Below are 17,887 nucleotides of genomic sequence, written 5' to 3' on the forward strand. Positions count from 1 at the left end.
TGAACCGAGGATAGTAGGCTTTCGCGTACGCGTTTTTCGCCATCCGGCACCGTAAACTTAACGCTGTGAAAACAAGATCTGGGAGTGAGGCTTTGGTTCATTCGGCGTGAAGTCGCGCGATTTGGCGCCATGCTTGCATGGCAGTTGCTCGCAGTTCTCGATGGTGGGTGGATGGAATATCGTGGCGGGGAACGTTAAAGAGGTGGGCGATCGGGTCGTGGACGGAAACGAAACGCTGAAGATGTCGCGCTGACTTGAAGCGCTTCATGATCCTCTCCCGCCGTCGGACGGGTTGATGAGAGTTCTCCGCCCGATTGTTCAGGCCCTTGTGCGAGCGATGCTCGACGCCTGGCATGATCTCCCGCTTCGCCGCACCGTAGGATCGAAGCTTGTCGGTGATCATCACACGCGGCGAACGGCCTTGCCCTTTCAGAAGCTTTCGCATCAAGCGCTTTGCCGCCTTGGCATTGCGACGGCTTTGCACCAACACGTCGAGAACAAACCCGTCCTGATCAACGGCGCGCCAAAGCCAGTGTTTCTTTCCACCGATGGTGATGACAACCTCATCGAGATGCCATTTGTCGCCGAGCTTGCCGGCCGATCGCTTCCGGATATCATTGGCAAAGTGTCTGCCAAATTTCTCAGCCCAAAGTCGCACGGTCTGGTGAGAGACGATGACGCCACGAGCTGCCAGCATATCCTCGACCATCCGCAGGCTGAGCGGAAACCGGAAATAGAGCCAAACGGCATGGGCAATCACCTGCGCCGGAAATCGGTGGCGACGATAAAGAGGATCACGGGGAAATCTGGTCATGCCGCCAGATCCCACATTTTGATCGATGCCCGGTTAACGTTACGGTGCCGGTCAAACTGCCGCGATGACGAAGTCCTGCCGGCGATGTCACGTTGTCTGCATATACACGCGTTGAGACCTGCGGCCGCTGATGTCAGCTGACCATGGCCACGGCTGTCCATTCCGCCATGGCCTGCAGGCGGTGAATATGTGTAGCGAGAGCGGAGCGTTTTGAGCGGGGCGGGACGAAGAGATTGCGCAGAGCCGAGAAGATCGAAACGAAGCGTTGCAGTGCTCCTGGTGATCGGAAGCCTTGCATCATCCGCTCTCGTTTTCGCAGCGGCACATGTGCATTCTCCGCCCGGTTGTTCAATCCCTTGTGCGACCGATGCTCGACGTCCGGCATCACCTGTCGCCTGGCTGCTCCATAGGAGCGCAGCTTGTCGGTGATCATGCGCTTCGGCGCGACGCCTTGCTTCTTCAGCAGCCGCGTCAGCCAGCGCTTGGCCGCCTTGGTGTTGCGGCGGTTCTGGACGATCTCGTCGAGCACATAGCCATCCTGGTCGACGGCGCGCCACAACCAGTGTTTCCTGCCGGTGATGGTGATGACGACCTCGTCCAGGTGCCAGACATCGTTTCGGCTGGGCTGCTTACGGCGCAAGCGGCGAGTGTAATGCGGACCGAACTTGATGCCCCACCGGCGGATTGTCTCATACGAAACCACGATCCCGCGCTCCAGCAGCATTTCCTCGACCAGACGCAGGCTCAAGGGGAACCTGTAGTAGAGCCATACTGCATGGGCGATGATCTGCGGCGGGAAACGATGGCGCTTGTAGCTGACGATCGCGGTGTTCATGACATCGATCTATGCCGCAAATCCCTAAGTTAAGTTGATAACGCCACCTCGTTAACTGCAAAGCGACACCTCAAGCCGGCCACATCTGTCGATCCTTGACGGCAAGGTCGCTGCCGTCCGAGCGCAATGCCGCCGCTGCTGCCGATCCTTCACAAGGCTTTGGCGATGTTTCGCCTCCTCTTCTGTCAGAACCGCACGCCAAGCTTTGCGGTGACGCCATGCTCTTGCACGGAGGACGCAATCTGACCCTCATAAGAGACCGCGAGACTGGCATTGGCCGCCAGACGGAAGTCCAGCCCGACCTCGAGGATGGCAGCGTCCTTGGCGACCGGCGTGCCGCTGATCGCAAAGTTCTGGCCGCCGGCGAAGCCATGCGCGGCCCGCGGCACCACATCGCCAAAGGCATGCCGCCAGCCAAGCGTCCCATATGACTTGACGGCCATGCCGCCAACGACGAAGTCGCTACCGGCATGAAGCCCCAGCGTGGTGTACGTCACGTCGCTGCTGCTGCTGCTGCTCGTTAACCCGGCGCCGTTCGTGTCCTTCTCGCGGTAGCCGTCCGTCTTGAGATGCACATGCGCCAGATTGGCGAAGGGCTCGAAGCGGGCAAACTCGTAGCTCAGCTCATAGCCTGCCTCGCCGAAGGCCTGCGCCGAACGGGCATCGTAGGAGGCTGTCACCTTATCGGCAAAGCTTTGAAACACGACCCCCCGGCCGGTGTCGATCGAATGCCAGCTATGCGCCGCCCCAAAATTCAAAGATAACGCCTCGATTCGGGTACCGGCATAAAGGGCAAGCGTGTAATTGTCCGCTTCGGCCGATGCGGCGCGCGCATCGACCTCGTAGGAGGAATGACCATAACCGCCCGCAAGGCCTAGCCGCCAATCGCCAAGTAAGACATCCCCGCCCGCCAAGAAGCCGCGCGCCGAGCGGTGATAACCGGCCGCATTGCCATCGCCGTCGGCAGTTCCCCAGGCGCCGTAGGCCTGGCTCCAAACAGCAAACCGTTGCGTATCGGCGCAAACCGGCTCCACCCCGTCCGGCCCATAGGCCATCACAGGCACGGATGAGGCCCCCACCCCGTCAAACGCCGCACGCAGACGCTCCATCACGGCATCGCGCGCATAAGAACTCTCCCCTATCAGCGCACCCTTAACCGTCGCATGAATCTCACCGGACAGCGGCGCCCAGGCGTGGCCGGCCGAGGCCTTGCTCAAATTGAGAACAGCAAGCAGCAGCGGATCGAGCGGGGTCGCCGGCAGAGCCTGTACAGTGGGCGATGGCGGCGCCAGCGCCAGTTCTGGCGTGGCGTCCGCCTGAGGCTCTCCCGCCGGCGTCGCTTGGCCGGGTGATGTCGGCGACGGCGTCAGGGGAAAGGCATTTTCCAGCGCCGCCGCACCCGCCATCTCGTTCGCCGTTGCCGCCGTCGAGGCCAGCGCCACCTGGTTGCGCGACAATGTCAGCCCGACATCATGGGTCCGGTGATCAAGCGACGGATCCAGAAACGCAAGGTCCGAGGTCGTTTTGTCGAATTGACCATTCATCCCCCCGGCCGCAGTCAGGATCTGATAGCGGGTCTCCGGCTTATAAAGCCATCCCGCCGGCACCTTGACCGTGCCGCCATTGACCGTGACCGTGCCGGTGGTCTCGATCCGGTCGCTTGCGCCGAGGGAATTGACCTCAACCGCATAGGTCGAGCCTTTCTCAAAGCGAACACCCACATCGCCAACCTTAAGCGTGCCGATCGGCTGCGTCACACTGCCCGGCTCAACCGTCCCGCCCGCTTTTGCCATCAATCCACCGATCGTGCCGGTGCCGCCAATCGTCCCGCCGGTCGTGCCCTGTTCGGTCTGCTTGTCGCCGTTCGGCGTATAGTATTCAACCTCTTTGCCAATGCCGCTGCCATCCACCGTCACCGTCGAGGTGATCGAACCATCCACCGACAGCTTGCCGCCGCGTACCCAAGTGCTGCCCGCATAGGTGTTCTTCCCAGTCAAAATGAGATGCCCGTCGCCAAGCTTCTCCAGACTGTCAACATAGGTCTTGCCCGTCACCGGATCCTTGCCGCGTGTCTGCATCGCTTTCTCGCGAGTGACGATGAGATTCATCAGGTTTTTTTTGTCATCCTCGGTGAATGCTTTACCATTCTCCCCCTGGCCGCTTTGTAGAAGTTGGCGCAGAGTTGCTTGTTCTTTTAGATCGTCATCCTTGCGCGCTCTGATCGCTTCATCGGAAATGTCGTTCGCCCAGGTGTCGGACATTCCCTTCGGCAAGCCCGCCGCAAAATGACCGAATAACTGGCCGGGACCGGCCATTGCCTTCTTCAGGTCGGGAAGCCCCCAGCCGCCAAGTTCATTCGGAATCCGACTGTCGCCATTCTTCACCGCGGTAAGAAAATCAAAGGTCTTATCACCACGTTTGGGTACTTCGCGATCCGGATCGGCAATCTTGTTTTGAGCTGTCGTGAGCAGTGTTGTGACAGCCTCTTCGTTGCTCATATAGCGATATCGGCTCATGACAAGGGCAAGAGCCCCTGAAATGTGGGGGGAAGCTGCCGATGTGCCGTTGGCATTGTCCATGTAGTTGCCATCTGTCTTGGTCGAGCTCATGCCAGAGGGGCCCATGATACACCACCACTTTGCCACGCCGCATTTATTATAGACTTGGCTCCCTGTTTCGTCGTAGCCGGTAACAGCCAACCACTTCCTTTCTACATCCGGATTTAAAAACGGCTGACTGGCAAACAAGTCAGGATTAGCAGACTTGCTATGGTTGCCGTTGGAGACCACCTGAACAAAACCATGCTGCCTGGACCCATCGACCGCTGCATCAAGCCAGGTTTTGGTTCCTCCCGTCCGGAGCTTCCAGAAATTCCTGGAGGCAAAAACCAAGTCGGAAATGCTACCTGTACGTCTCTCCGAAAGAATAGCTGAATCGCTTCCCCAACTCTCATTGACCACTCTTACATTTTTTTTGCCGAGCGCATCGAACGTCGATTTGAAGAAGTTGAAGTCGAGGGCCGGATTGTTGGAGCCCTGCTGTAGATCGTCACGCCCGCCCGTATTGGCAACATAGAAGGGCGAACCGAAAGCGACGCCGTGCATTTTTTTGTTGTCGCGGCTCGCGACGATCAGCCCTGTCATTCCAGTTCCGTGATCATCATTGATTTCCGGATTGTACTCGCCGCTCATCCCAAATGGTTTGCCCTCCGTGGAAAACCCCTCGACGTAAATGAGATTAAGCCGACCACCCACGAACTCCTGGTGACTAGACAGAATACCGGAATCGAACACTCCAATTCTGACCCCATTTCCGGTAATGCCCAAAGCATAGGCACCGTCGGCGTTCATTGCCTTCAGTCCCCAATTGCCCTGGAATTCTGGGTCATCGCGCCAGCTTTGCATGGCGGCCTGTAGATCGTAGGTGCCGGTTCCGTCAGCATTGACATACGGCGGCGTTTCCTGCGCCAACGCCCCGGACGAAGCGGTCGCGACCAACAGCACCGCGGCGCTGCGCAAGGAGCGAAGCCTGGCCAGACGAGCACGGCATGGCGCGGCTCTGACCTGCATAGCTCCGGCGGACGCCAGCCTAGATTGCCGTGATCCTTTGCTTCCCCATACAACTCGACCCGTCTGCATCGTCATTCCCTATGTCCTCTGTTGTTCTTGACCGGCGGCACCAAACCCTCAAAGCCGAGCGCGGCGGCGGGCGGTGAGGAGGCCGCCGCCTTTCGGACGTCGTCACGTGCGCTCAAGAGATCGGACAGGCGATTTGGGAGGTTGAACGTGGGTTTTGCGCCGTTCACATCAAACCCGGCCAATTCTGTCTCTCTCATCAACTTTAGGGTCGGCCGCCAAACAGTAACCACGTGCTGAATCGGCCATCGTGCAGTCACCCTCACTCAGTGTTGCCGCACTTGTATGTGCAAAGCCTGTGCCAACGCGCTCAGCGCGCAGTAAGCGCCGGTTCGCTTTGAAAAACCTCCACAGTGCACAGATTGCCGGTGGTAATGAACCTGACACCAATGTTTGTTTTGAACCTGAGATTTTGTCTGCCGCTGTCGGATTGTGGACATGCATCGGTTCTGTCGCAAAACGGAATGGCAACCGTAACCGGGGCAGATTACCGGGCAGTCAGGCTTGAGCGGCTTGCCTAACGAGATCCGGGAGCGGCGGAATCGACTCTTGTGTTGGTATGGCGAGGCGGTCGCCGAGATAGCGGAAGAATGAGACGTCGAGCTTGATGCAGGTCTTCATCAGGCCGAGCAGGACGTCGCGGGCGTTCTTGCCTGCCTCGCTGACGGTTCCGCCGGAGATCTTGCGCTTGGTGACGAAGGTGCGGATGTCGTTTTCCGAACCATTGGTGTGGAGTGGGATCTCGGGACGATCGAGAACGCGCAGGAGTTCATGCTTGCGGCGATGCAGCCTGGCAAGAAGCCGGTCGAGCATGACGTAGCCGGTTCGTCGTTTGAACAGGCGCTCGAAGCGGGCGCGCAGGGCCGCCGCGTGGCGCGGACAAGGAGCACGCTGGTAGCTCTTGAGGTCGCGATAGAACCACCAGATCAACTGGCGCATGATGTCGACGGCCTGACGTTGATCCGGGGTCACGGGTATCAATTTGTGGACGAGCCGCTCGGCGTGGACCCAGCACAGAGCATGGTCGCCGATGCGGAACTGGCCGGCATCATCGGACACGACCACGGTATCGCCAAGAAAGCCGTGGTGGCGGATCGCGGTTCCGTTGCAAACTTTTCGCTTACGGCCGGCGTGTCATAGGTGACCGGCATTTTGCCGGAGAGTTGTTCATGTTCAAGGGCCGCCATTTCGACCAGTCCGTAATCCTGCTGTGCGTGCGCTGGTATCTGGCCTATGGCCTGAGCCTGCGCGACCTGAAGGAAATGATGGCGGAGCGCGGCATCGGCGTCGACCATTCGACGATCCACCGCTGGGTCGTTCACTTCTCGCCTCGGCTGCTGGAGCGTTTCAATCGACGCAAGCGCGCGGTGACCAGAAAATGGCATGTCGACGAGACCTATATCAAGGTTCGCGGAAAGTGGATGTATCTCTATCGCGCGATCGACAGCGCCGGCGACACCGTCGAGTTCTGGTTCAGCGAACACCGGGACCTGCTGGCGGCCAAACGGTTTTTCCGAAAAGCGCTTGAACGCCATGGGCGGCCCGCGCGGGTGGTCATCGACGGCAGCCAGACCAACCGCGAGGCGCTCGTCTCGTGCGATGCCGAAAACCGACTGCGCCGTCCCTCCCGGCGCGCTCCCAAACGGATTGGCATCCGCCAGAGCCGATATCTCAACAACCGCATCGAGCAGGACCATCGGCGTATCAAGCGCCGGGTGCGGCCGATGCTCGGTTTCAAGTCATTCGCAAGCGCGACTGCAACACTGGCTGGAGTCGAGATGATCCACATGATGCGCAAACGGCAGGCGAGGTACGCCTACAATCCAAATCCGTCGATTGCTGAACAGTTTGAAATCATCGCCGCAGCGTGAAGCTATTGCCGCCCCCTCAGTTTCTGTGCCGGTATGAAAATTTGCAACGGAACCCCCGCCAGTGCCTCCGGCGTTACCCATAAGGTCAGGCTACCACGCCGGCGCAGACCTGCTTCGTAGTCACGCCAATTCGTCACCCTGAATTTCATCTTTCCGACGTGATGACGACGATCTGCGTTGTGTTTGTACGGCATGGCACTCGCATCAAGCTGATTTCGATCCTGCCTGCCTATCGCCAAACCGTTGACAAAGGATCCATGCACCAACGCTCTTTCGATGCCGTTCAGGAGATCGCGGCAGATGCTGGTGATTTGAAGCCGAGCACTGACCGGATACGGCGCTTGACGCGCCCGAGATGGCCGGCATGGCGCGCGGCTCCGGTGATGTCTGGCTTGATCATCGCAGGGTGGTGTTAATCATCCTGAGCTGAGCCGACACCGCCTTGAACGCCGCCCTCTTGGCGATCTCGCTCTTTGTGGCCCGGACGATTATGGCGGCATCCGCGGCGCTGAGATCGGGATGGGCCGCCTTCAGCGCGTCCGCCCAGGGTCCCTTTTTCTGCCGCGGCGATCGCGGCGTCGCCGCCGCGATCGCGTTCAGCCTCGCCTGGTCCTGGGCCGACACCGCCTTGAACGCCCCCCGACTGGCGATCTCGTCCTTTGTGGCCCCGACGATTTTTGCGGCATCCGCGGCGCTGAGTTCGGGATGGGCCGCCTTCAGCGCGTCCGCCCAGGCTCCCTTTTTCTGCCGCGGCGATCGCGGCGTCGCCGCCGCGATCGCGTTCAGCCTCGCCTGGTCCTGGGCCGACACCGCCTTGAACGCCGCCCTCCTGGCGATATTGCCCTTTGTGGCCCCGACGATTATGGCGGCATCCGCGGCGCTGAGATCGGGATGGGCCGCCTTCAGCGCGTCCGCCCAGGCGCCGTTGCTCTGCCCCGGCTGCCGCGGCGTCGCCGCCGCGATCGCGGCCAGCCCCACCTCGTCCTGGGCCGACACCGCCTTGAACGCCGCCCTCCTGACGATCTCGTCCTTTGTGCCGCCGACGATTATGGCGGCATCCGCGGCGCTGAGATCGGGATGGGCCGCCTTCAGCGCGTCCGCCCAGGCTGCGTTGCTCTGCCCCGGCTGCCGCGGCGTTGCCGCCGCGATCGCGTACAGCCTCGCCTGGTCCTGGGCCGACACCGCCTTGAACGCCGCCCTCCTGACGATCTCGCGCTTTGTGGCCCCGACGATTATGGCGGCATCCGCGGCGCTGAGATCGGGATGGGCCGCCTTCAGCGCGTCCGCCCAGGCGCCGTTGCTCTGCCCCGGCTGCCGCGGCGTCGCCGCCGCGATCGCGGCCAGCCTCGCCTGGTCCTGGGCCGACACCGTCTGGAACGCCGCCCTCCTGGCGATATCGCTCTTTGTGGCCCGGACGATTATGGCGGCATCCGCGGCGCTGAGATCGGGATGGGCCGCCTTCAGCGCGTCCGCCCAGGCTCCCTTGCTCTGCCCCGGCTGCCGCGGCGTCGCCGCCGCGATCGCGTCCAGGTCGGGACCGTCGTCCATCTTCTCATCGGAGGGAAAGGCGATTGCCGGTCGCGCCCCGTGCCGCGCCAGTAACGCCGTACGATCGGCGACAACGCTTCGATGATCCAGCGATGCGCCCTCTGGCGGCTGGCTGTTCGCCAGCCTGGTCACCAGTTCGTGCGTGGCCTCAAGCACGAAAACACCGCAGTCATATCCGTTGCTCTGCTGCGCCATCTCCCCTTCCCGCGCTGTCGCCCCAAACTTGCGGGCGAGCCGGTGTGCATTTTCGAGCTGCGCAGAGCTCTTCTTTGAATCGTAATGATAGGCCCGCGGACCCTGGGGATGTCTGCGGTCGACGAACAGGAGCGACCAGTGCGTCCCGGCGCTAACACCATTGGCATTGCTCACCGGCAAAAACAGGAACCGTGCCACTTGCCCGGCGTCGTTGAGATTAAGCCCTCCCAGTTCCGTCTGCAGAGGTTCTCCCTCGAGACTGCGCAGCGCCGCGACGACCGCGGGCGATACAAACCTGGTCTGGGCGGCTAACCTTGGGTAGGTCTGCCTCAGTTCCTTGGCAAGACAATCGTAGTCCGTCTTGATGTGCTCGTCGCCCAGCCAGTCGGTGGCGCCGGCCACAGGTTGCGGGACCTTCAATTGCCGCAGCTTGGCCGCCCTGCCGTCTTCTTCATGTTCGGTGGCCGGCCTCCCGCGCTTCGCCCCCGCCCGATCGCGTGGCCCCATCGTCTCGTTCAGGATGGCTGGTTGCTCGTGCGCCAGCCCCGAAACCGTCAGATCGGCCTCCAATGCCGCGCTGGCAGAGATTTGAGGGCGATCGGCCTGGGTGAGCGCATCGTGTTCGTCCAGACTCGCTGGGAACGGATCTCCCCGAACCTGCTCGACCATCCGCCATGCCTGTCCAGAATAGTCCTCCTCCCCCTCGGCGAGCCAAGACTCCGCCATCCCCCACATCGTCTTCGGCAAGTGCTTCCTGAGGATGCCCAGGGCCTGCTCGTAGTCCTCCGCTCTCTCACTCGCTCCGCCGTCGACGGCGGGAAACCCTGGAGTGCTGTCGATTGGCCCAGCGAGGGGCTGCGGCGAGAGCTCCAGAAACCGCTCCATCTCCTCCAATGCCCGAGCCTCGTCCAACGAGAGGTCTTGCCGCGGATGCGCGTCGGTTTGCGGATATGTTCCGCCTGCCACCCCCTCGTCCGCCGGCAGAACAAGGCTGCCGGCGTGAATAGGCGCATCGTGTTCGTCCGGGCTCGCTGGGGGCCGGTCTCCCCGGACCTGCTCGACCATCCGCCATGCCTGTCCAGAATAGTCCTCCGCTCTCTCACTCGCTCCGCTGTCGACGGCGGGAAACCCTGGAGTGCTGTCGATTGGCCCAGCGAGGGGCTGCGGCGAGAGCTCCAGATACTGCTCCATCTCCTCCAATGCCCGAGCCTCGTCCAACGAGAGGTCTTGCCGCGGATGCGCGTCGGTTTGCGGATATGTTCCGCCTGCCACCCCCTCGTCCGTCGCTGCAACGTTGTCTGGAAGGATGGCCAGTCTGATCGTGCTATCCGGGTCCGCGGGCGATGGATTGAGCCCCGTCATGGCCTGCAGGAAAGCCCACGTCGCCTGACTGTCACCGTTCTTTGGGATCATCACGCTATTTCCTGTTTCTTCGGTGATCCCTGTCGCAGCTCAAATCGATCCAGTGACCTGCGCCCTTGCCTGCTCGATAAGGAAAGAGCGGTCCATCCGGGGGCCGGGTTGGTCGGGCTGCATGGCTGTCACCTCGTTAGGCGGCGATCTAGCGGGTTTCTCACGGATCCATTTGCACTCCTCGCTCTATATCCTAACCCCAACCTCCCGATGCGCAAGTTGACAGCAGTGTACCAAACTTCGCCATCACTGATCTGGTGATTTGGATTGCGGCGAGATGTGAGGCAGATGGCTTGGTTTCACACTAGCAGTGATGTCAATCGATCTGTCCAATGCATATGGGATATGGCGGTATGTCGACAGATTATGGACGGATCAGATCATTGCCATGTCAGAGGCTGGTTTCGCGCCCGGTGAATCCTAAAGCGGTAACCGCGAATTTCCCTGCACCTTTTGCGGCACCGTAACGTTAACCGGGCATCGATCAAAATGTGGGATCTGGCGGCATGACCAGATTTTCCCGTGATCCTCTTTATCGTCGCCACCGATTTCCGGCGCAGGTGATTGCCCATGCCGTTTGGCTCTATTTCCGGTTTCCGCTCAGCCTGCGGATGGTCGAGGATATGCTGGCAGCTCGTGGCGTCATCGTCTCTCACCAGACCGTGCGACTTTGGGCTGAGAAATTTGGCAGACACTTTGCCAATGATATCCGGAAGCGATCGGCCGGCAAGCTCGGCGACAAATGGCATCTCGATGAGGTTGTCATCACCATCGGTGGAAAGAAACACTGGCTTTGGCGCGCCGTTGATCAGGACGGGTTTGTTCTCGACGTGTTGGTGCAAAGCCGTCGCAATGCCAAGGCGGCAAAGCGCTTGATGCGAAAGCTTCTGAAAGGGCAAGGCCGTTCGCCGCGTGTGATGATCACCGACAAGCTTCGATCCTACGGTGCGGCGAAGCGGGAGATCATGCCAGGCGTCGAGCATCGCTCGCACAAGGGCCTGAGGTTCGGTCACTCTACCGTGCAATGGCGTTCGGAAATACGACAGGCGAACCACAATAGTCATGTTTAGGCTGAAGACTTCTCAGCGGACCGTGAAAAAAGGAAACGCGAGTTCTTCCGCTCCTTCAGAGGCCCCTCGAACTCGCTTTCTTTGGAGAAGGGAGATCGCTCGTCAGACGCTCCCATGTGGTGGTCGGCAAACCGCCGCAAAACGGTCACTCGCTGTTTTCGGCTGCATGTTTCCGGAGCTTCTCGAACACGAACAGCTTGCCTTCGCGCACGCTATCTTGAAGCGATCTCGCATTGGCCAGATGCGCCGCAATCGCGCTGGCAAGCATGCAACCCGTCCCGCGCATCGATGAGATCAGGCGCGGTGTGTCGAAGCGGATTGGTTCTTGATCGAAGCGCAACAGAACATCGGTTGATCGATGTCCCGATGCGTGGCCGCCCTTGATCAGCAGGGCCTGCGCTGCAGCGTTCAGCAATTCCTGGCCTTGCAACACTGCGCCGTCCTCATCCACCGCCAGTTCCGAGCCAACAAGGAGCGCCAACTCGATGAGATTGGGTGTGACAATACAGCAAAGTGGCATCAGATCGCGCTTCATGACGGCGATGGCGCCGGCTTCCAGAAGCGTCCGGCCTGATGTCGACGCCAGCACCGGGTCCAGTATTGCCGGCACGTGCGATTTTCACGCAGCACTGTGGCAACGGCCACGATGATCTCGGCCGTTGCCGATCTTGATGGCCGCCACCTTGTTGGCCTGCAGCGCCGCCCGCATCTGATCGGCCACCAGACTCGGTGACGAATGACTGATTTCCATGACGGCTTTGTGCGTCTGCACCGTCAGCGCAGAGACGGCAAGGCAGGTGCGCACGCCAATGGAAGCGATCGTCTCGATGTCGCGCGCAATTCCAGCCCCACCGCTGGAGTCCGACCCACCAACGACAAGCACATGGGGTTCTCGCTTCAGCGCCATGGATCCGTCTTTTCGATCCATTCCCGCGTGCGCAGTTCGGGATCCGCATTCAATGTGATGTCGGTGACCACCGCCGCGCTGTCGGCACCAGCTGCGAAGACACCGTCGAGACGGTCAGGGTTGAGGCCACCAATGGCAACCAATGGGATCGGCGCGACCCGGCGCTTCCATTCGCCGATCCGTTCGACCCCTTGCGGGCGCCATTTCATCTTCTTCAGGATGGTCGGGTAAATGGGGCCGAGCGCGATATCGTCCGGTTCGGCTGCGAGGGCTGTTTCCAGTTCGGCGTGATCGTGGGTCGAAAGTCCGAGCTTCAATCCGGCGTACTTGATCGCCAGCAGGTCGGCCGCGGCCAAATCCTCGTGGCCGAGATGGACGAAGTCGCAGCCTTTTTCAATGGCGAGCCGCCAATAGTCGTTGACGATCAGTTGGCAGCCATGGACCGCGCAGACGTCGTTCGCGCGGCGGATTTCCGTCCGCAGAGTGGCCTCGTCGCTATCCTTGATACGCAGCTGCACCAGCTTGACGCCGAGCGGCACCAGACGTTCGATCCAGGCAGCGCTGTCGACGATCAGGTAGAACGGATCGAGCTTCATGAAAAAACTGCCCTGCCAATTGTCGGCGTCGATGGCACGGCGACGTCCCGCGGTTCGAGCATTCCCGAACGAAAAGCTTCACGACCGGCTTCGACCGCCTTGCCGAACGCACGCGCCATGCCGGCCGGATCGGCCGCCCTCGCGACCGCCGTGTTCAGGAGCACGGCGTCAAAGCCGAGTTCCATAACGGTAGCCGCGTGCGACGGCCGTCCGAGCCCAGCGTCCACAATCAGCGGGACGCCTGGGAAATGGCCGCGCATCGAGCGCAGCGCCATGATGTTGACCGGCCCAAGCGCCGAACCGATCGGTGCGCACCACGGCATCAAGACCTTGCAGCCCGCCCCAAGCAGCCGCTCGGCGACAACAAGGTCGTCGGTGGTGTGCGGGAATACCGTAAAACCGTCCTCGCACAGGATGCGGGCGGCTTCGACCAGGCCGAACACGTCCGGTTGTAGCGTGTCGTGGTTGCCAATCACTTCGAGCTTGATCCAGCTCGTACCGAAGACCTCACGCGCCATTTTCGCGGTCGTGACCGCTTCCTTGACGGAGTGGCAGCCAGCAGGGCGTTGTCACGTTGTTTGAAATGTGGCCGCGTGAGGCCGATACCGCGCTTTTCAGGCAGGCCGTGCACTCACGGCCTCCCACGCGGCCATTGCCTGGCGTCGATGGGTTCGAATTTGTGCTGCGGAGCGGTTGGTCTGGGATGGGACGAAGAGATTTCGGACGGCGGAGAAGATCGACACGAAATGCTGCAATGAGCCGACCGACCGGAAACCCTGTCGCGTTCGTTCCCGTTTTCGGAATGGCAGGTGAGAATTCTCCGCCCGGTTGTTCAAGCCTTTATGCGAGCGGTGTTCCACGTTCGGCATGAGCTGGCGTTGGGCCGCCCCGTAGGAGCGCAGTTTGTCGGTGATCATACACTTTGGCGGCAGACCCTGCTTCTTCAGAAGTCGCGTCAGCAGGCGCCTGGCGGCCTTGGTGTTGCGACGCGTCTGGACGATCTCGTCGAGCACATATCCGTCCTGATCAACCGCTCTCCACAACCAGCACTTCTGACCGTTGATGCGCACCGCGACTTCATCCAGATGCCAGACATCATCTTTCGTCGGCGACTTGCGGCGTATGCGGCGCGCATAATCAGGGCCGTGCTTTCGGCACCATCGGCGGATGGTCTCGTAGGAAACGACGATCCCGCGATCGAGCAGCATTTCCTCGACATCGCGCAGGCTCAGATTGAAGCGGAAGTAGAGCCAGACAGCACGGGCCACGATTTCGATCGGATAGCGGTGGTTCTTGTAGGTCGGTGCGCTCACGGTCATGGGCGCGCTGCTACCTCAATTTCCTTACCCCTCAATCAATGTGACAGCACCTTCGCAACTACTGAGTTGGGACGCGCTCCCATTCGGGGGGGCACGCTTCGCTAAGGTGCTTTTCTAGCTGCGCGCCGAGCAAGGCACTTGCCGCCTCGGCGGCGGAGGTGAGCGGCATGTGGGCGGATGAGATGAGGCATACTGTCAGATGAATCGGTGGATCGATGACGACAGGCCTCAGAGCTTCGTAGCCTGGAACGTCTGAGAAATCCCCCTTGGGAACGATCGCGCTTGCTACGCCGGCTTTGACCAAGGAGAGCACGCCGCAGAACGTGTCGACCTCCGCGACGCAGTTCGGTATCACTTCGGCCGCTCCAAACGCCCGGTCCAGTGCGACGCGGATCGTATGCGGCTGTGCTGGCAGCACAAGAGGAAGTCCCGCCAGCTCTTCGAGGGACACTGAGGTCGCCACATTTTCCGCATTGGCAGGCCGGACCAGATAGAGGCGCTGGCGGAACAGCGGCTTGCGGGAAACACCATGGGTGGGTGTGTCCTCGAAGACCAGGCAAACGTCAAGCTCGTGCGATTCGATGAGCGAGCTAATGCGGAGAAAGTCACCGGTCACCAAGCGCAGGGTCACTTTGGGGAGTGCTGTCCTGCAGGCGCCAGCTAAGGGGCCAGCGAGGGAGACCGCGAGCGACGAAGAAATACCGAGCCCCACTGAACCTTCTGGCTCTCCCCCGGTGGAGCGAACGATGCCGCGCAGTTGCTCTACCCGCTGCAAGATGGAGACGGCCTCCCGATAGAAGATCTTGCCCACTTGGGTCGGGCAAACGCCGCGTGCGCTCCGGTGCAACAGGGTGGCGCCGAGCGTGGCTTCAAGGCCAGCGATCTGTTGGCTGAGGGCCGGCTGGGCCACATGAATGGTGGCCGCTGCCCGGCAGAAGCTCCCTGCATCGACGATGCTCACGAAATATCTGAGGTGGCGTAGTTGCATGGGATAGCCTTGTCAAGGTTGAATAGAGCTAGATTACGCCTGTTGCCGCTTGTGGCAGTAGGTTTCCAAATAGGCCGAGAGGACCCATTTTGATGGGCTCTGAATCGCGAGCGAGCCTCTGCTTTGCGATGCGGCGGGCTCCGTACTTCGCAAGGAGAATTTGATCGCCGCCCTCAAGCGCGCATGAAGAGTTTTGCTCGGCCGGCTCGCCTCGCCGCTGGGCCGCTACCGGTCCACCGTCGGAAAGACGCGCATTCCAAGGCCGCAGCGACAACGAGCGGCCGCAGCTCTTCGTCTTCTATGAGGACACCGAACTCGTACTCCCTCCACTTGCGCCAATACCCGCGCAGAGCGCGTCCGATCACGAGCAGAGTCCGGCCTCCGGCAGTCCAAGCCTGGGGAACGAGCCTGATTCACCTCGCATGCCTGTCGCCGCGCCATCAACGCGCTTGGCCTCATCATCTGGTTCGAGGGGGTGGTCAGGTGCAAGGCGTTCGGCTCAAGAAAGCGACGCTGTTCCGGCGGCACATCAATGCCTGCAGACTGATCTGTGATTGTCCCTTGCTCGATGCTTGGGGCCGACACAGTCGGACGTCGCTTCAACATGACTCTGAGGGACAGCCACGTTCCTGGCTACAGAGGGGCGCTGGCTCAATAGGGGGGGCTCTAGAGGAACTCAGGATAAGGTTCTTGGTCGAGTTCTGCCTGAATGCTGATTTCATAATCACGCCTCTGTTCGAAGTTTACGGACAGCACCAATCGCAGGAAGCCAGGCGGAACGGCGTAGGCGAAGCATTCACTCACGACGCCACTTGGTGGACTGGAACTTCTGCAACTAACTTTGTCGTGCTGCGATAAACCACAGCGCAAAATCCAGGCCACTTTGCGCCGCTGTTCGTCGCGACGTCCGCAGCCCGATATCCGCTTCAGCCCGGAGGGCCTAAGCGGCAAGGGGCTCTATCTGACCTCGTTGCACGCTTGCCGCGCATGCCGGATCGGGCGGATGGGAGCGATGGACAGGTCTTCTCGGGGGAAATCATCAACCGACTAGGAAAACGGACGGTCCGAGCCTCTTCGCGGGGAAAGGTTCCGCTGCTGGGCAATGCCGCGCCGCTTCACATCTGGCATCTATTTCTTCGCTCGAAGCAGACATGCCGAATGTCGACAATCCGCCAATTTGTTGGGAAGGCAACCAGCGCCCACCGAAAGAAGAGGATCGCAGCCGTGGCCAGTGCCGAAATCCGCATCGAGGTATGCCGGGAATGCTGAGATCAAATCGATCCCTCAAGTGGCGCGTTTTTTGCTTGGAAGCATCTGATGATGAAGACGATCCTACACATCAGGCTGTGCATAATGCAGGTTGTTTCTGGCGGTTTGAAATTCGCCACCACAGTGCACAACCGACAGAATGTTGAATTGTTCGGGGCCGGCTGGAACTGGCGGCTTTTGAACCGGCTTCCTCCGACAGGGCAGCTCGCCTCGTTGCCGACAAATCAATTTATCCGTCGAGGGCAAGATCAACCAGCTCAAGCTGGCGACCAGATGATCTCAGTTTGTTGGTCGATAGGAGGTGAATTATGACGGGCATTGACGAGCGTGGCAAGGCGCCCATGGCGATATTTAGCGCCATCGAAGGTGATATCACGGATGATTCTCCCGCCCCACCGGCTGTTGGGGTTGAAGGACCCGGACAATCATCCCGTTCTGTTGTAGCGCACACACGCTCTGAGCCTCAAGCGTCAAGCGTTTCCTCCTCTCGCCGCATGCGGCACACCAGAGTCCTTGATTTGCAGCAGGAGCTACTCTGTCAGATTGCTGAGCGGCTCAGCCCGACCGATCTTCTGAGCATGTCGCAGACGAATCAACAGATGTACCACGCCACTACGGCAATCTGGATGCCTCAAGAAGGGCGTGAAAGGGCTATCCGGGCTCAGGCTATCTGGAACAGGTTGACGCAAGACCGCCCTGGCGTCGAGGATCGCCTTGCCCCGCTTCTGTATGGGGGCGTGATCCAATCACTCGCGGCCAACTTCAATTACCTCACCTGGGCGCAGCAGGAGAGCTCCTGCAGCGTCTCATCCTCCTCACCGAGACGCTTGAGGACCCCGACAATCGCGTCACAGCCTTATGGGGCTTCGGAGTAGGCATGGCAGGGCTTGCCCCCGAGCTCCAGCAGCGCCTCGTCGTCCTCGCCGAAGGACTTGACGACGACGCCGAGCTTTGCGCCTCGGCCCTGGAGAGCCTCGGAGCGGGTGTGGCCGGGCTGGACCCCGTCCTCCAACAGCGTGTTGTCGTCCTCGCCGAGGGACTTGAGGGGGCCGAGCATCGCGCCTCGGCCTTGCAGGGCCTCGGAGCGGGTGTGGCGGGGCTTGCGCCCGAGCTCCAGGAACGTCTCGTCGTCCTCGCCGAGGGACTTGAAAACGCCAGGCATCGCGGCTCGGCCCTGATGGGCCTTGGTGCGGGTCTGAGAGGGCTTGCCCCCGACCTTCAGCAACGTCTCGTCGTCCTGGCCGAAGGCATCGGCGACCCCGAGAATCGTGGCAGGGCTCTCAAAGCCTTCGGGACAGGCGTGGCGGCACTTCCGCGCGAGCTACGAGGGCTCATCGCGGCTCTTGCCGACGGACTTGCCCAGCCGCAGCATTGGGCTCCCGCCTTGGCAGGACTATTGCCTAGGTTGTGCTAAATGCCCGTGTATG

At 60.9% G+C, this 17,887-nt stretch carries 10 protein-coding genes and 5 pseudogenes; 4 read left to right on the top strand and 11 right to left on the bottom strand.

Annotation, left to right across the window (positions count from 1 at the left end; genetic code table 11):
* Positions 1-97 precede the first annotated feature (97 nt).
* From BPNPMPFG_RS37425 to BPNPMPFG_RS37440, 4 genes and pseudogenes are all read right to left on the bottom strand, one after another.
* The gene (locus BPNPMPFG_RS37425) at positions 98-814 is read right to left on the bottom strand and encodes an IS6 family transposase (protein WP_258599082.1); all 717 of its coding nucleotides are present in this window, start codon (positions 812-814) and stop codon (positions 98-100) included.
* 133 nt (positions 815-947) lie between these two features.
* The gene (locus tag BPNPMPFG_RS37430; RefSeq protein WP_258598857.1) at positions 948-1,649 is read right to left on the bottom strand and encodes an IS6 family transposase; all 702 of its coding nucleotides are present in this window, start codon (positions 1,647-1,649) and stop codon (positions 948-950) included.
* 185 nt (positions 1,650-1,834) lie between these two features.
* Entirely contained in the window at positions 1,835-5,167 is a 3,333-nt protein-coding gene (locus BPNPMPFG_RS37435) for an autotransporter serine protease (protein ID WP_258598858.1), read from the bottom strand.
* A gap of 615 nt (positions 5,168-5,782) precedes the next feature.
* Positions 5,783-6,382, bottom strand: a pseudogene (locus BPNPMPFG_RS37440) (IS66 family transposase); the annotation flags it as partial.
* A gap of 71 nt (positions 6,383-6,453) precedes the next feature.
* Here BPNPMPFG_RS37440 and BPNPMPFG_RS37445 point away from each other — a divergent pair.
* Positions 6,454-7,155 carry an IS6 family transposase gene (locus BPNPMPFG_RS37445; protein WP_183455459.1) on the top strand — a complete coding sequence of 234 codons (702 nt, stop codon included), beginning with the start codon at positions 6,454-6,456 and terminating at the stop codon, positions 7,153-7,155.
* A 5-nt stretch (positions 7,156-7,160) separates the two neighbouring features.
* Here BPNPMPFG_RS37445 and BPNPMPFG_RS37450 read toward each other — a convergent pair.
* Together BPNPMPFG_RS37450 and BPNPMPFG_RS37455 are read right to left on the bottom strand one after the other, a co-directional pair.
* A pseudogene (locus tag BPNPMPFG_RS37450) lies at positions 7,161-7,349 on the bottom strand (IS5/IS1182 family transposase); the annotation flags it as partial.
* Positions 7,350-7,551: 202 nt separating this feature from the next.
* Complete coding sequence (locus BPNPMPFG_RS37455) at positions 7,552-10,311, bottom strand: Ulp1 family isopeptidase (protein WP_258598859.1); 2,760 nt, start codon at positions 10,309-10,311, stop codon at positions 7,552-7,554.
* A gap of 506 nt (positions 10,312-10,817) precedes the next feature.
* Between BPNPMPFG_RS37455 and BPNPMPFG_RS37460 the strand changes: the two are divergent.
* Positions 10,818-11,312: pseudogene (locus tag BPNPMPFG_RS37460) on the top strand (IS6 family transposase); the annotation flags it as partial.
* 214 nt (positions 11,313-11,526) lie between these two features.
* On the opposite strand, the pseudogene BPNPMPFG_RS37465 reads toward BPNPMPFG_RS37460, so the two are convergent.
* The 5 genes and pseudogenes from BPNPMPFG_RS37465 to BPNPMPFG_RS37485 form a co-directional block, all read right to left on the bottom strand.
* Positions 11,527-12,309 (bottom strand): annotated as a pseudogene (locus tag BPNPMPFG_RS37465) (hydroxymethylpyrimidine/phosphomethylpyrimidine kinase).
* Complete coding sequence (locus BPNPMPFG_RS37470; RefSeq protein WP_258598861.1) at positions 12,279-12,884, bottom strand: thiamine phosphate synthase; 606 nt, start codon at positions 12,882-12,884, stop codon at positions 12,279-12,281. The pseudogene BPNPMPFG_RS37465 and the gene BPNPMPFG_RS37470 overlap by 31 nt, the downstream one beginning before the upstream one ends.
* A pseudogene (locus BPNPMPFG_RS37475) lies at positions 12,881-13,444 on the bottom strand (beta/alpha barrel domain-containing protein); the annotation flags it as partial. The pseudogene BPNPMPFG_RS37475 and the gene BPNPMPFG_RS37470, both read right to left, overlap by 4 nt.
* Before the next feature lie 54 nt (positions 13,445-13,498).
* Positions 13,499-14,203: an IS6 family transposase gene (locus tag BPNPMPFG_RS37480; RefSeq protein WP_258598863.1), complete on the bottom strand. Its 705-nt coding sequence runs from the start codon at positions 14,201-14,203 to the stop codon at positions 13,499-13,501.
* Between the two features lie 58 nt (positions 14,204-14,261).
* Positions 14,262-15,191: a LysR substrate-binding domain-containing protein gene (locus BPNPMPFG_RS37485; RefSeq protein WP_413776945.1), complete on the bottom strand. Its 930-nt coding sequence runs from the start codon at positions 15,189-15,191 to the stop codon at positions 14,262-14,264.
* A gap of 1,317 nt (positions 15,192-16,508) precedes the next feature.
* On the opposite strand from BPNPMPFG_RS37485, the gene BPNPMPFG_RS37490 reads away from it, so the two are divergent.
* Both BPNPMPFG_RS37490 and BPNPMPFG_RS37495 read left to right on the top strand, forming a co-directional pair.
* Positions 16,509-16,772 carry a hypothetical protein gene (locus BPNPMPFG_RS37490; protein WP_183455413.1) on the top strand — a complete coding sequence of 88 codons (264 nt, stop codon included), beginning with the start codon at positions 16,509-16,511 and terminating at the stop codon, positions 16,770-16,772.
* 565 nt (positions 16,773-17,337) lie between these two features.
* Entirely contained in the window at positions 17,338-17,874 is a 537-nt protein-coding gene (locus BPNPMPFG_RS37495; RefSeq protein WP_258598866.1) for a hypothetical protein, read from the top strand.
* The last annotated feature ends 13 nt before the right edge of the window (positions 17,875-17,887 follow it).

It is taken from the genome of Mesorhizobium sp. AR07 (assembly GCF_024746815.1).
In the GTDB taxonomy this organism is placed as follows: Bacteria; Pseudomonadota; Alphaproteobacteria; order Rhizobiales; family Rhizobiaceae; genus Mesorhizobium.

Excerpts from the sequence above, each read along its gene's own strand:
- BPNPMPFG_RS37425 (WP_258599082.1), bottom strand. The coding sequence starts at position 814 with ATGACCAGATTTCCCCGTGATCCTCTTTATCGTCGCCACCGATTTCCG.
- BPNPMPFG_RS37430 (WP_258598857.1), bottom strand. The coding sequence starts at position 1,649 with ATGAACACCGCGATCGTCAGCTACAAGCGCCATCGTTTCCCGCCGCAG.
- BPNPMPFG_RS37445 (WP_183455459.1), top strand. The coding sequence starts at position 6,454 with ATGTTCAAGGGCCGCCATTTCGACCAGTCCGTAATCCTGCTGTGCGTG.
- BPNPMPFG_RS37455 (WP_258598859.1), bottom strand. The coding sequence starts at position 10,311 with ATGATCCCAAAGAACGGTGACAGTCAGGCGACGTGGGCTTTCCTGCAG.
- BPNPMPFG_RS37470 (WP_258598861.1), bottom strand. The coding sequence starts at position 12,884 with ATGAAGCTCGATCCGTTCTACCTGATCGTCGACAGCGCTGCCTGGATC.
- BPNPMPFG_RS37480 (WP_258598863.1), bottom strand. The coding sequence starts at position 14,203 with ATGACCGTGAGCGCACCGACCTACAAGAACCACCGCTATCCGATCGAA.
- BPNPMPFG_RS37485 (WP_413776945.1), bottom strand. The coding sequence starts at position 15,191 with ATGCAACTACGCCACCTCAGATATTTCGTGAGCATCGTCGATGCAGGG.
- BPNPMPFG_RS37490 (WP_183455413.1), top strand. The coding sequence starts at position 16,509 with ATGATGAAGACGATCCTACACATCAGGCTGTGCATAATGCAGGTTGTT.
- BPNPMPFG_RS37495 (WP_258598866.1), top strand. The coding sequence starts at position 17,338 with ATGGCAGGGCTTGCCCCCGAGCTCCAGCAGCGCCTCGTCGTCCTCGCC.